Annotated in this window: 15 protein-coding genes and 1 tRNA gene; 12 read left to right on the forward strand and 4 right to left on the reverse strand. The window is 54.5% G+C overall.

Annotated features, from left to right (window positions below; genetic code table 11):
• Positions 1 to 142: 142 nt before the first annotated feature.
• The 4 genes from rplU (at position 143) to cgtA (ending at position 2,985) form a co-directional block, all read left to right on the forward strand.
• Entirely contained in the window at positions 143 to 454 is a 312-nt protein-coding gene (gene rplU, locus KB892_RS01100; RefSeq protein ID WP_002918379.1) for a 50S ribosomal protein L21, read from the forward strand.
• Positions 455 to 474: 20 nt separating this feature from the next.
• Entirely contained in the window at positions 475 to 732 is a 258-nt protein-coding gene (gene rpmA, locus KB892_RS01105) for a 50S ribosomal protein L27 (protein ID WP_002434222.1), read from the forward strand.
• Between the two features lie 93 nt (positions 733 to 825).
• Positions 826 to 1,791 carry a DMT family transporter gene (locus tag KB892_RS01110; RefSeq protein WP_004150948.1) on the forward strand — a complete coding sequence of 322 codons (966 nt, stop codon included), beginning with the start codon at positions 826 to 828 and terminating at the stop codon, positions 1,789 to 1,791.
• Positions 1,792 to 1,806: 15 nt separating this feature from the next.
• Positions 1,807 to 2,985, forward strand: coding sequence for an Obg family GTPase CgtA (cgtA, locus tag KB892_RS01115; RefSeq protein ID WP_002918377.1), 1,179 nt, complete (start codon positions 1,807 to 1,809; stop codon positions 2,983 to 2,985).
• A 51-nt stretch (positions 2,986 to 3,036) separates the two neighbouring features.
• On the opposite strand, the gene dacB is transcribed toward cgtA, so the two are convergent.
• The gene (gene dacB / locus KB892_RS01120) at positions 3,037 to 4,470 is read right to left on the reverse strand and encodes a serine-type D-Ala-D-Ala carboxypeptidase (RefSeq protein ID WP_002918376.1); all 1,434 of its coding nucleotides are present in this window, start codon (positions 4,468 to 4,470) and stop codon (positions 3,037 to 3,039) included.
• A 235-nt stretch (positions 4,471 to 4,705) separates the two neighbouring features.
• On the opposite strand from dacB, the gene greA reads away from it, so the two are divergent.
• Entirely contained in the window at positions 4,706 to 5,182 is a 477-nt protein-coding gene (gene greA, locus KB892_RS01125) for a transcription elongation factor GreA (protein WP_002918375.1), read from the forward strand.
• 152 nt (positions 5,183 to 5,334) lie between these two features.
• Here the strand turns inward: greA and yhbY are convergent, their stop codons facing one another.
• Positions 5,335 to 5,628 (reverse strand): ribosome assembly RNA-binding protein YhbY, encoded by a 294-nt coding sequence (gene yhbY, locus KB892_RS01130; protein WP_002918374.1) that lies wholly within the window; start codon positions 5,626 to 5,628, stop codon positions 5,335 to 5,337.
• A gap of 123 nt (positions 5,629 to 5,751) precedes the next feature.
• Here yhbY and rlmE point away from each other — a divergent pair, with 123 nt between their 5' ends.
• From rlmE to KB892_RS01165, 7 genes are all read left to right on the forward strand, one after another.
• A complete protein-coding gene (gene rlmE, locus KB892_RS01135; protein WP_002918373.1) occupies positions 5,752 to 6,381 on the forward strand; it encodes a 23S rRNA (uridine(2552)-2'-O)-methyltransferase RlmE in 630 nt (209 codons plus the stop codon).
• Positions 6,382 to 6,480: 99 nt separating this feature from the next.
• Positions 6,481 to 8,415 carry an ATP-dependent zinc metalloprotease FtsH gene (gene ftsH / locus KB892_RS01140; protein ID WP_002918372.1) on the forward strand — a complete coding sequence of 645 codons (1,935 nt, stop codon included), beginning with the start codon at positions 6,481 to 6,483 and terminating at the stop codon, positions 8,413 to 8,415.
• A gap of 93 nt (positions 8,416 to 8,508) precedes the next feature.
• Positions 8,509 to 9,357: a dihydropteroate synthase gene (folP, locus tag KB892_RS01145; protein ID WP_002918371.1), complete on the forward strand. Its 849-nt coding sequence runs from the start codon at positions 8,509 to 8,511 to the stop codon at positions 9,355 to 9,357.
• Positions 9,350 to 10,687, forward strand: a complete 1,338-nt coding sequence (glmM, locus tag KB892_RS01150; RefSeq protein WP_002918370.1) for a phosphoglucosamine mutase — start codon at positions 9,350 to 9,352, stop codon at positions 10,685 to 10,687. The genes folP and glmM overlap by 8 nt, the downstream gene beginning before the upstream one ends.
• A gap of 229 nt (positions 10,688 to 10,916) precedes the next feature.
• Positions 10,917 to 11,246: a preprotein translocase subunit SecG gene (gene secG, locus KB892_RS01155; protein ID WP_002918369.1), complete on the forward strand. Its 330-nt coding sequence runs from the start codon at positions 10,917 to 10,919 to the stop codon at positions 11,244 to 11,246.
• Between the two features lie 9 nt (positions 11,247 to 11,255).
• Positions 11,256 to 11,342: transfer RNA gene (locus KB892_RS01160), tRNA-Leu, on the forward strand.
• A 297-nt stretch (positions 11,343 to 11,639) separates the two neighbouring features.
• Positions 11,640 to 11,888, forward strand: coding sequence for a hypothetical protein (locus KB892_RS01165; RefSeq protein WP_002918368.1), 249 nt, complete (start codon positions 11,640 to 11,642; stop codon positions 11,886 to 11,888).
• 41 nt (positions 11,889 to 11,929) lie between these two features.
• Here KB892_RS01165 and KB892_RS01170 read toward each other — a convergent pair whose 3' ends face one another.
• Entirely contained in the window at positions 11,930 to 12,481 is a 552-nt protein-coding gene (locus KB892_RS01170) for a YfaZ family outer membrane protein (RefSeq protein ID WP_002918367.1), read from the reverse strand.
• 341 nt (positions 12,482 to 12,822) lie between these two features.
• Positions 12,823 to 13,452, reverse strand: a complete 630-nt coding sequence (locus KB892_RS01175) for a winged helix-turn-helix transcriptional regulator (protein ID WP_002918366.1) — start codon at positions 13,450 to 13,452, stop codon at positions 12,823 to 12,825.
• Positions 13,453 to 13,483: the final 31 nt, after the last annotated feature.

Here is a 13,483-nt window from a genome sequence, read left to right on the forward strand (position 1 = left end):
GTGAAAGTTGTGTTTTTTTTCTGCATTGATCGCTAATCGCTCTTGTCAAAGGCTCGCGTTTTGCGTAATATTCGCGCCCTATTGTGAATATTTATAGCGCACTCTGAATCACATAAAGAGGTGCGCGGAAGCGGAGTTTTATATGTACGCGGTTTTCCAAAGTGGTGGTAAACAACACCGAGTAAGCGAAGGTCAGACCGTTCGCCTGGAAAAGCTGGACATCGCAACTGGCGAAGCTGTTGAATTCGCTGAAGTGCTGATGATCGCAAACGGTGAAGAAATCAAGATCGGCGTTCCTTTCGTTGAGGGCGGCGTAATCAAAGCTGAAGTTGTTGCTCACGGTCGTGGCGAGAAAGTTAAAATCGTTAAGTTTCGTCGTCGTAAACACTATCGTAAGCAGCAGGGCCATCGTCAGTGGTTCACTGATGTGAAAATCACTGGCATCAGCGCCTAAGACCTGAGGAGTAGATTTAAATGGCACATAAAAAGGCTGGCGGCTCGACTCGTAACGGTCGCGATTCAGAAGCTAAACGTCTGGGCGTAAAACGTTTCGGCGGTGAAGCAGTTCTGGCAGGTAGCATCATCGTTCGTCAACGTGGTACTAAATTCCACGCTGGTACCAACGTTGGTTGCGGCCGTGACCACACTCTGTTCGCTTTGACTGACGGTAAAGTCAAGTTCGAAGTTAAAGGCCCGAAAAACCGTAAATTCATCAGCATCGTTGCTGAATAAGTTTTTCGCGTCCCGGTAACGGATGAAAGCCCCGCAACACGTTGCGGGGCTTTTTACATTCGTCTACCGGAAAATTTTTGCAGGGAAACAGGCATGAAGCAGCAGGCTGGGATTGGCATTATTCTGGCGCTTACCACCGCAATGTGTTGGGGAGCGTTGCCGATTGCAATGAAACAGGTTCTCGAGGTGATGGCGCCGCCTACGGTGGTCTTTTATCGCTTCCTGATGGCCAGCATTGGGCTTGGCGCGATCCTCGCGATCAAAGGCAAACTGCCGCCGATGCGAATTTTTCGCAAGCCGCGCTGGCTGGTGTTATTAGCGATTGCCACCGGCGGTCTGTTCGGTAACTTCATCCTGTTTAGTTCTTCCCTGCAATACCTCAGCCCCACGGCTTCTCAGGTCATCGGCCAGCTATCGCCGGTGGGGATGATGGTGGCTAGCGTCGTAATTCTGAAAGAGCGCATGCGCGGCACCCAGGTGGTGGGCGCGTTGATGCTGCTCTGCGGGCTGGTGATGTTCTTCAATACCAGTCTGATTGAAATCTTTACCCGCCTGACGGACTACACGTGGGGGGTAATTTTCGGCGTTGCTGCCGCTACGGTGTGGGTAAGCTACGGCGTCGCGCAAAAGGTGTTATTGCGCCGTCTGGCATCACAGCAGATACTATTTTTGCTGTACACTTTGTGTACGATTGCATTACTGCCGCTTGCTGAGCCCGGAGTGATTTCCCGGTTAAGCAGTTGGCAATTGGCATGCCTGATTTTTTGCGGGCTGAATACCCTGGTCGGCTACGGGGCGCTGGCGGAAGCCATGGCGCGCTGGCAGGCGGCGCAGGTCAGCGCGTTAATCACCTTGACGCCACTGTTTACGCTACTGTTTTCTGATTTATTATCAATGGCCTGGCCCGATGTTTTCGCCAGACCGATGTTAAACCTGATTGGTTATCTCGGTGCGTTTGTCGTGGTTGCGGGCGCGATGTATTCCGCCATCGGTCATCGTCTTTGGGGACGTTGGCGTAAGCGAGAGGCGGTAGTACCGCTGCCCCGCTCAGGCGAATGATTTACGGAGAGTAAAATGAAGTTTGTAGATGAAGCAACGATCCTGGTCGTAGCAGGTGACGGCGGCAATGGTTGCGTAAGCTTCCGCCGCGAAAAGTATATTCCGAAAGGCGGTCCGGACGGCGGCGATGGCGGTGATGGCGGCGATGTCTGGCTGGAAGCGGACGAGAACCTGAACACCCTGATCGACTACCGTTTTGAAAAATCGTTCCGCGCCGAACGTGGGCAGAATGGTCAAAGCCGCGACTGTACCGGTAAGCGCGGTAAAGACGTGACGGTAAAAGTGCCGGTCGGCACCCGGGTTATCGATCAGGGCACCGGCGAGACCATGGGCGATATGACCAAACACGGTCAGCGTCTGATGGTGGCGAAAGGCGGCTGGCACGGTTTGGGCAACACCCGTTTCAAATCGTCCGTTAACCGTACGCCGCGTCAGAAAACCATGGGTACCCCGGGTGATAAACGCGACCTGCAGCTGGAGCTGATGCTGTTGGCCGATGTCGGGATGCTGGGCATGCCGAACGCCGGCAAATCCACCTTCATCCGTGCGGTCTCCGCCGCCAAGCCGAAAGTGGCTGACTATCCGTTTACCACCCTGGTGCCAAGCCTGGGCGTGGTGCGTATGGACAATGAAAAGAGCTTCGTAGTTGCCGATATCCCGGGGCTGATTGAAGGCGCAGCGGAAGGGGCAGGCCTCGGTATCCGCTTCCTCAAGCACCTCGAGCGCTGCCGCGTACTGCTGCACCTCATCGATATCGATCCGATCGACGGCTCCGATCCGGTTGAGAATGCGCGCATTATCATCGGCGAGCTGGAGAAATACAGCGAGAAGCTAGCCTCCAAACCACGCTGGTTAGTTTTCAACAAGATTGACCTGATGGACAAGGCCGAAGCCGAAGCCAAAGCCAAAGCGATTGCCGAAGCGCTGGGTTGGGAAGAGAAATTCTACCTGATCTCCGCGGCCAGCCAGCAGGGCGTGAAAGAGCTATGCTGGGACGTGATGACCTTCATCATCGAAAACCCGATCGTGCAGGCGGAAGAAGAGCAGAAGCCGGAGAAAGTCGAGTTTATGTGGGACGACTATCACCGTCAGCAGCTTGAAGAGGCCGAAGCCGAAGCAGAAGATGACGAAGACTGGGATGACGACTGGGATGAGGACGACGAAGAAGGCGTCGAATTCATCTACAAACGCTAATCCTGACTTCTCTGGATCAAAAAGGGCCGCATCTGATGCGGCCCTTTTGTTTTAATTGTTCTGGTACAAATCTTTATACAAGCGGCTTTCAAAGCGGACCAGTGGGATGCGGCGATTGCGCTGATCAGCTGGCTCCACGGCGTATCCGGAGAGATATTGCACGAAGGCCATCTTTTGTCCGCTGGCGGTAGTGATGAAGCCTGCGAGGTTATAAACCCCCTGGAGCGACCCGGTTTTCGCCGAAACTTTACCATCGACGCCCGCCTGATGAAGACCGGCGCGATACTGCAGCGATCCGTCATGGCCCGCCAGCGGCAGCATGGAGATGAAGTTGAGCTCGGTATCGTGCTGGGCGATATACTGCAGCACCTGCATCATGGTCGCCGGGGCGATCAGGTTGTGGCGCGACAGGCCAGAGCCGTCGGCGATGATAGTGTTGCCGAGATCGACCCCAGCCTGTTGACGCAGGATCTGCCGTACGGCATCGGAGCCCGCCCGCCAGGTGCCAGGTACGCCGAACCGGGCGTGGCCGATGGTGCGAAAGACGGTGTCGGCAATCATGTTGTCTGACTTCTTCAGCATGATCCGCAGCAGATCGTGCAGCGGAGCCGACTGGCTGGTTGCCAGCACGGTGCCGGGCTCATTGGCCAGCGTCTGGCGGAGCAGCGTGCCGCTGTAGGTGATTCCCGCCTGGGCCAGCTCCGCTTTGAGGATCGCTCCGGCATAGCTGGCGCCATCCTGAATGGCGAAGGCCAGAGGCAGCGGCTCGCTACGCTGCGGCAGGCAGCCGGTGAGAGTATAGCGATTGAGATCGCCCGGCACCACGTCGAGCTCGCAATACTGGGCTTCCGATGAGCCACGCGCTAGCGTTCGCACCTGGCTGAACATGGTGACCGGATAATAGGATGCAACGCGAATGAAGGCGACATCGCCCGGTTTCTGCGCGCTATACAGCGAGACAGAGAAGCAGTTACGGTCGACAATCGCCGCCGCCGGCGGGGCGCTGAAGCACTGCGTCAGGTCGTTCCACGGCCAGCCGGGCGCTTTGTCATGGCTGGCGAAGACCGAGGTATCGATGAGCACATTGCCTTCGATACGCTGCACGCCGGCTTTTTTCAGCGTCGCCACCATATTGCGAATATCCTGCCGTTTAAGCGTCGGATCGCCGCCGAAGCGCGCAATCAGGTCGCCTTTCAGCACGCCGCCGTCAAGGGAACCTTTGGTTTCCAGCGTGGTGGTAAAGCGAAAATCGGGCCCCAGTTGCAGCAGTGCCGCCAGCGCGGTGATGACCTTTTGCGTACTGGCCGGGAGCGCCATTTGCTGGCTGTGATAGTCGATTTCCGGCGTCGATGCGCCGACCTTTTGCGCCATAAAGGCAAGGTTCGCACCGGCGGGAAGCTGGTTGATGTACTCGTCAATATTCGCCGCCTGAGCGCTAAGCGCTATACCGGCGGTCAATCCGATGATAAATCTGGGAAATCGCATAATCTCGCGCTAACAACCTGAAGCCAGGCCGTCATACTACGGTGCAACGCCCAGTAAAGTAAACGATGACCCATAATGAACTTCGGGGTAAAATACCCATCAAATGAAAAATTGCTGCTGACCTGGGGAGTGTTTCCCGGGTCGGTTTCTTTTTGCTCGTGTCCTGCCCGTGGGCAGGACAGGTGGCGGAGCGGAGCTATCCGTTCCCTGAAGGAATGATAAAGAGGTATAACTAATGCAAGCGATTCCGATGACCTTACGTGGCGCTGAAAAACTGCGCGAAGAACTGGATTATCTGAAGTCTGTGCGTCGTCCTGAAATCATTGCCGCTATTGCTGAGGCCCGTGAACACGGCGATCTGAAAGAGAATGCCGAGTATCACGCCGCGCGTGAGCAGCAGGGTTTCTGCGAAGGGCGTATCAAGGATATCGAAGCGAAGCTGTCTAATGCGCAGGTTATCGATATCACCAAAATGCCGAACAACGGCCGGGTGATTTTTGGTTCTACCGTCAGCGTGCTGAACCTCGATACCGACGAGGAACAGACCTACCGCATCGTGGGCGATGACGAAGCTGATTTTAAGCAGAATCTGATCTCCGTGAACTCGCCGATCGCCCGCGGTCTGATCGGCAAAGAGCAGGATGACGTCGTGACTATCCGTACCCCGGGTGGGGAAGTGGAATACGAAATTACCAAGGTTGAATACCTGTAAGGCGTATTTCCCGCTACGATGTTTATAGATTGTAAAGAAAGGAAAAAGGCCGCATAGCGGCCTTTTATCAACGTCAGGAGCATGGCATTTTGCTCGCCTGGCCGCAGAAATCCCTCGTTTTACACAAAGTTGTGTCGAGATTCAGGATATTCTTAGCGTGGCAGCGAGATTTTACGCTCTGGTGTTGGGCGGTACAGAACCAGCGTTTTACCGATGACCTGTACGTTACAGGCGCCGGTTTCGCGTACGATGGCTTCCACGATCAAGGCTTTTGTTTCGCGATCTTCTGAGGCGATCTTCACCTTGATGAGTTCATGGTGCCCTAACGCTTGTTCGATCTCGGCCAGTACCCCTTCGGTCAAACCATTGTTGCCAAGCATAACTACCGGCTTGAGCGGATGTGCCAGACCTTTCAGGTGCTGTTTTTGTTTAGTACTCAGATTCATCGTATTTTTTTGCTTACGTTGGGATTGAAAACGGGTCATTCTACCGCCATCTCCCATATATCGCCAAACTACCGCGTCGATTTTTACGCAGTAAAGTACGATGAACCCGAACGGGAATGTTAAATGACAGGTAAAAAGCGTTCTGCCAGCTCAAGCCGCTGGCTTCAGGAACACTTTAGCGATAAATATGTTCAACAGGCACAGAAAAAGGGGTTACGTTCCCGTGCCTGGTTTAAACTTGATGAAATACAGCAAAGTGACAAAATTTTTAAGCCGGGGATGACGGTAGTCGACCTCGGTGCTGCTCCCGGTGGCTGGTCGCAGTATGCGGTCACGCAGATCGGCAACAGCGGCCGCATCATCGCTTGCGATCTTTTACCAATGGATCCAATCGTTGGTGTGGACTTCCTTCAGGGCGATTTTCGTGATGAATTAGTCCTGAAAGCGTTACTTGAGCGAGTGGGCGACAGTAAAGTCCAAGTTGTCATGTCCGATATGGCGCCGAATATGTGCGGAACACCGGCGGTGGATATTCCCCGGGCTATGTATCTGGTAGAACTGGCGCTTGAAATGTCTCGTGATGTATTAGCGCCAGGTGGTAGTTTTGTAGTGAAGGTGTTCCAGGGCGAAGGCTTCGATGAGTATCTTCGAGAAATTCGCTCCCTGTTTACGAAGGTCAAAGTTCGTAAGCCGGACTCTTCCCGCGCTCGTTCGCGTGAAGTGTATATTGTAGCGACCGGGCGTAAACCATAACCGGCAGATTTCAAACGAAAGTTTGAAAGAAACTGGATATAGAGTATCCTGACGCTGTTTTTAACACAGTTGTAATAAGAGGTTAATCCCTTGAGTGACATGGCGAAAAACCTAATACTCTGGCTGGTCATTGCCGTTGTGCTGATGTCAGTATTCCAGAGCTTTGGGCCCAGCGAGTCGAATGGCCGCAAGGTGGATTATTCTACCTTCCTGCAAGAGGTCAATCAGGACCAGGTTCGCGAAGCGCGTATCAACGGACGTGAGATCAACGTTACCAAGAAAGATAGTAACCGTTACACGACTTACATTCCGGTTAACGATCCGAAGCTGCTCGATAACCTGTTGACTAAAAACGTCAAAGTTGTTGGCGAACCACCAGAAGAGCCGAGCCTGCTGGCTTCCATCTTCATCTCCTGGTTCCCAATGCTGCTGCTGATCGGCGTCTGGATCTTCTTTATGCGGCAAATGCAGGGCGGCGGCGGGAAGGGCGCGATGTCCTTCGGCAAAAGCAAAGCCCGTATGTTGACGGAAGACCAGATCAAAACCACTTTTGCAGACGTTGCCGGGTGTGACGAAGCGAAAGAGGAAGTCGGCGAGCTGGTAGAATACCTGCGTGAGCCGAGCCGCTTCCAGAAACTGGGCGGTAAAATCCCGAAAGGCGTCCTGATGGTCGGCCCTCCGGGTACCGGTAAAACGCTGCTGGCGAAAGCGATCGCTGGTGAAGCGAAGGTACCGTTCTTTACCATTTCCGGTTCTGACTTCGTCGAAATGTTCGTCGGTGTGGGCGCTTCTCGTGTGCGTGACATGTTCGAACAGGCTAAGAAAGCCGCGCCTTGCATCATCTTCATCGATGAAATCGACGCCGTCGGCCGCCAGCGTGGCGCAGGCCTGGGCGGTGGTCACGATGAACGTGAGCAGACCCTGAACCAGATGCTGGTTGAGATGGACGGCTTCGAAGGTAACGAAGGTATCATCGTTATCGCGGCGACTAACCGTCCGGACGTTCTTGACCCCGCGCTGTTGCGTCCGGGCCGTTTTGACCGCCAGGTGGTGGTTGGCCTGCCGGATGTTCGCGGTCGTGAGCAGATCCTGAAAGTGCATATGCGTCGCGTTCCGCTGGCGCCGGATATCGATGCGGCAATCATTGCGCGCGGTACCCCGGGCTTCTCCGGTGCGGATCTGGCCAACCTGGTCAACGAAGCGGCGCTGTTTGCTGCCCGCGGTAACAAACGCGTTGTGTCGATGGTTGAGTTCGAGAAAGCGAAAGACAAAATCATGATGGGTGCGGAACGTCGCTCCATGGTGATGACGGAAGCGCAGAAAGAGTCTACTGCTTATCATGAAGCGGGCCACGCGATTATTGGTCGCCTGGTGCCGGAGCACGATCCGGTGCACAAAGTGACGATTATCCCGCGCGGTCGTGCGCTGGGTGTGACCTTCTTCCTGCCGGAAGGCGATGCAATCAGCGCCAGCCGTCAGAAACTGGAAAGCCAGATCTCCACCCTGTACGGCGGTCGTCTGGCGGAAGAGATTATCTACGGTCCGGAACATGTTTCTACCGGTGCGTCCAACGATATTAAAGTGGCGACGAACCTGGCGCGTAACATGGTGACCCAGTGGGGCTTCTCCGACAAACTCGGTCCGCTGCTGTATGCGGAAGAAGAGGGTGAAGTCTTCCTCGGCCGTAGCGTCGCGAAAGCGAAGCATATGTCCGATGAAACCGCGCGTATCATCGACCAGGAAGTGAAATCGCTGATTGAGCGTAACTACGGTCGTGCTCGCCAGCTGCTGAACGACAACATGGACATTCTGCACGCGATGAAAGATGCGCTCATGAAGTATGAGACCATCGATGCGCCGCAGATTGACGACCTGATGGCTCGTCGCGAAGTTCGTCCGCCAGCGGGTTGGGAAGAACCAGGTTCTTCTAACAACTCTGACAACAATGGCACGCCTCGTGCGCCGCGTCCGGTTGATGAACCGCGTACGCCGAACCCGGGCAACACCATGTCAGAGCAGCTGGGCGACAAGTAAGCTACCGCTGTTGATGCTTGTTTAACCTTAAAACCCCGGGCGTCCGCTCCGGGGTTTTTCTTTTTTAACCTCTTCAGTCTCAGGGATTTTGTGATGAAACTTGTAGCCCAGGGCTCAACCCTCGATCTCTCTCACCCTCACGTGATGGGTATTCTAAATGTGACGCCTGACTCCTTCTCCGATGGCGGCGCCCATAATTCGCTGATTGAGGCGGTGAAGCATGCCAATCTGATGATCAACGCCGGCGCGACCATCATTGATATCGGCGGTGAATCGACGCGGCCAGGGGCGGCTGAGGTTAGTGTGGAAGAGGAGCTTGCGCGGGTGATACCGGTGGTTGAAGCCATTGCCCAGCGCTTTGAGGTATGGATCTCAGTGGATACCTCCAAGGCGGAGGTTATTCGCCAATCGGCCAGGGCCGGGGCGCATATCATCAACGATATTCGTTCGCTGACCGAGCCCGGCGCGCTGCAGGCCGCCGCGGAAACCGGACTGCCGGTGTGTCTGATGCATATGCAGGGACAACCAAAAACCATGCAGGAGGCGCCGAAGTATGAGGACGTCTTCGCCGATGTTGAGCGTTTTTTTAATGAGCACATTGTGCGCTGCGAACAGGCAGGGATCGCAAAAGAAAAATTGCTGCTCGACCCGGGATTCGGTTTCGGTAAAAATCTCTCCCACAATTACCAACTGTTGGCCAGGCTTGGGGAGTTTCATCACTTTGGTCTGCCGCTGCTGGTCGGTATGTCACGTAAGTCGATGGTAGGTCAGTTGCTGAACGTCGGGCCGTCGGAGCGGCTGAACGGCAGCCTGGCGTGTGCCGTCATTGCAGCAATGCAGGGCGCGCAGATTATCCGCGTCCATGATGTCAAAGAAACGGTAGAAGCGCTGCGCGTGGTGGAAGCCACCCTCGCCGCTAAGGGAAAAAAACGTTATGAGTAACCGCAAGTATTTTGGCACCGATGGTATTCGTGGCCGCGTCGGCGATGCGCCGATCACTCCGGAGTTTGTGCTCAAGCTGGGCTGGGCGGCGGGCAAAGTGTTAGCGCGTCACGGTTCGCGTAAAATTATCATCGGCAAGGATACCCGTATTTCGGGCTATATGCTGGAATCGGCGCTGGAAGCTGGACTGGCGGCAGCGGGGCTCTCTGCGTCGTTCACCGGGCCTATGCCGACACCGGCCATCGCCTACCTGACGCGCGCCTTCCGCGCCGAGGCGGGGATTGTTATCTCTGCTTCACATAACCCTTTCTACGACAACGGCATTAAATTCTTCTCCATTGAGGGCACCAAACTGCCGGATGATGTCGAAGAGGCGATTGAAGCCGAAATGGAGAAAGAGCTCACCTGCGTGGATTCGGCTGAGCTGGGCAAAGCCAGCCGTATCGTCGATGCGGCGGGGCGCTACATTGAATTTTGTAAGGGTACCTTTCCCAACGAACTGAGCCTGGGAACGCTGAAAGTGGTGGTGGATTGCGCGCACGGCGCGACCTATCACATCGCCCCTAATGTCTTCCGCGAGCTGGGAGCCCAGGTTATCGCGATGGGCTGCGAGCCAGACGGTCTCAACATCAACGAAGAGGTCGGCGCCACTGACGTGCGGGCGCTGCAGGCGCGCGTGCTGGCGGAAAAAGCCGATCTGGGTATTGCCTACGACGGCGATGGCGATCGGGTGATTATGGTTGACCACGAAGGCAATAAAGTCGATGGCGACCAGATCCTCTATATCATAGCCCGGGAAGGATTGCGTCAGGGGCAGCTGCGCGGCGGCGCCGTCGGCACGCTGATGAGTAATATGGGGCTGGAGCTGGCGCTCAAGCAGTTAGGCATCCCGTTTGCCCGCGCGAAGGTCGGTGACCGCTATGTACTGGAGATGCTCCAGGAAAAAGGCTGGCGCATCGGTGCGGAAAACTCCGGCCATGTGATCCTGCTGGATAAAACCACCACCGGCGATGGCATTGTCGCCAGCCTGCAGGTGGTCGCGGCGATGGTCCGCAACCACATGAGCCTGCATGACCTGTGCAGCGGGATGAAAATGTTCCCTCAGCTGCTGGTGAATGTCCGCTTTACCGAGGGCAGCGGTAACCCGCTGGAGAATGAGCATGTCAAAGCGGTGACCGCGGAAGTGGAGGCGGCGTTAGGAAAACGCGGCCGTGTCCTGCTGCGTAAATCGGGTACGGAGCCGCTGATCCGCGTGATGGTGGAAGGCGAGCATGAAGATCAGGTGCACGAGTTTGCGCACCGCATCGCTGAGGCGGTAAAAAGCGTTTAGCTTTGCCGGCTAAGTGGTTAAAAAGGCGGCGCTTGCCGCCTTTTTTATGATCGAAAATTGGCTTTTTGCTGTTTTTTTCTGCAGTTGATACAATGTGTCGAAATTGCCCTTGCGAAGGTCATTCGCTTTGGTTAGTATTCACACCCGCTTCAGTGGGAAACGTTAAAACGTCCCGCTTTATTGGTCGGAGCACTTGGTATGCGGCGAATCCGCAAGGAACAGGTTGATTATGTACGAAGCTCTTTTGGTTGTTTTCCTTATTGTAGCGATTGGCCTTGTAGGTCTGGTTATGCTGCAGCAAGGTAAAGGCGCTGATATGGGAGCCTCCTTCGGTGCAGGCGCTTCCGGCACACTGTTTGGGTCCAGCGGTTCTGGCAACTTTATGACCCGTATGACCGGCATCCTGGCTGCGCTGTTCTTCATCATCAGTCTGGCGCTGGGTAATATCAACAGCAACAAGACCAGTAAAGGAAGTGAGTGGGATAATCTGAGCGCGCCGAAAACGGAGCAAACTCAGCCAACTGCGCCGGCTCAGCCGACCAGCGATATCCCGCACTAAGTATTCTGTACCGAGGTGGTGGAATTGGTAGACACGCTACCTTGAGGTGGTAGTGCCCTAACGGGCTTGTGGGTTCGAGTCCCATCCTCGGTACCAATATTCCAGAAAAAAGACGCTGAAAAGCGTCTTTTTTTGTTTTTGTCCCCGCTGGACATTTATTTATAAACATCTCTTCGCTGGTTGCCTCCTTTTACTGTCGTTAAAGTCGCCTCGTCAAATTAACAGAGGTGAAGTGACACAATGAACAAGATCGGGTTGCTTATCGTCGCCGGCGTGCTCGGTTTAGCTGGGTGCAGTTCAACATCGCCCTCCCAAACGGTGGAGACGATTAATGCGCTAACCGTACCGGTATCGCCCAGTGAGTCTGGGACTACAGCGAATCATGCCCAGGCGGTGAGGCGCTATTTCCAGGACAATACGGCACTGATTAGTCGCCTTAACCATTCGTTGAAAAGTCATTATCTGCAGGACGTGGAGCGCCGCGATGTGTTCGACAGACACAGCGAGGCGTATAAGGTGTATGGCGCCCTGACCCGCCTGGAGCAGATGGCGTCCATGAATGAGGTTTACCGCAAAGAGAATAATATTGCAGGCCTACAAGAGATCAACCGCGTACTGAAAAGCGTGCCGCTGACCAGCTGAGAATGAAACAGGGACTGCCGACCGGCAATCCCTGTGAAGAGTTAAAAGCGGAAGTTAACCCCGGCGTAAGCGCCGTCGGCCAGCGTGTTATCGCGATTGCCATCTTTCCCTGCCATATCAATATAGCGATAGCCAGCTTCGATATTCAGAGAGGGGAGCACGTTAAGGCGTACCCCGGCATTGGCCTCCACATAATCCTCAACGCCGCTGGACATTGAGTCCGGTGAGTAATAGCCCTCGCCGAAAAGCGTGAAATACTGACCAAGGGGGAGTTCAGCGCCACCACCGGCGGCGATGGCGTAACCTTCATCACCATCTTTTGGGTTCAGATAGACCGCCTTACCGCCCAGGGTCATCAGAAAAGGGCCAAGGTTAAAGTTATAACCCATTCCCAGTCCTACACTATCTCCGTCGTTGTCGCTATGAGCCCACTGAGAACTGAACGTCATACCCGGTTCCCCGGCGCCAAAGCTGGCGGACAGATTGGTAAACTCGGCGCCAGCTTCTCCATGCAGGTTAACGGCTGCGCAGGCAGCGCTGCTGGCTCCCAAAGCGATCGTTACGGCAACCATTTTTGCAGCAATAGACTTCATTATTAAATTCCTTCAGATAAAAAAAAGCCCGATATGGGCGTTCGGGCATAATTAACGGGTTCGTGCATCTCATTGTTATGGTCGCGGCAGGCGAGGGGGCAACTCTCGCTACCGCCGCACACGTCTGGCCGATTTCCGCTGGCATATCCTGAGCCGGTGCAGGCCCGGCGGTTAACGCCGTTTGTGGTCGTCTGCTGGCGAACTCAGGAATAGATTGTCTTCCGGGAAACCCAGGCGCTTAGCATAAAATTTTTGTTCTTTTAGCGGTAACGGTTATTGGTTTAAATTTAAACATCTTCCCCGCTGCAGCAAATAACAATAAATGATAGGAGGAGTGCAGGTCAGAATTTTTCAGGAAGTGAGACGATATTTTGTAAATAACCGCCGCGGGCAAAGGCAATATAACCGCCTTTCTTTAATGCTGACAATACATTGAGAATACTGCTACGCGACAGAAGGGTCCTGTCCTGAATATACTCAAGAATAGATACTCGCTGTCGGGTCTCTTCGCTTAATAGCATCATCTCCAGCAGCTGGTTACGGATGACCGAATAGGTACGCTGCTGCAGGACCAGATCGTCACGATACACCATATACGAGGTATGATAAGCCAACAGGCTGGTCACCTCTTCCCACAGGTTATGCTGACGAAAAAGCGCCGAAGCCAGGTCGTGGTCGATCCGTAGCAGTTCGCATGATACCTCGGCTCGCAGGCTGTGGCTGCGGCTGGGCTGCAGCATTTCCGCCACGCCGAAAAGATGCGGCTCATAGACGGTCACCATCAGTAGCCTGTCGGAATTACGAATAATCGACAGCTCGCCTTTTTTAAAAATAAAGAGCTGGGTTTTGCCTTTATATTCCCATGTCAGTCTTTTTCTGGCGATCGCGTTAACGGGGGTCGCGTGTGGCTCAAGTACATCGATCAGCCGGTCAATGGTCTTTTGCGGCCTGATCGGCGGTTTAATATTCATGATGTGTATCACCAGATATGAATTAATCAAT

Origin of the sequence: Klebsiella sp. P1927 (assembly GCF_018204675.1) — a bacterium.
In the GTDB taxonomy this organism is placed as follows: domain Bacteria; phylum Pseudomonadota; class Gammaproteobacteria; order Enterobacterales; family Enterobacteriaceae; genus Klebsiella; species Klebsiella pneumoniae.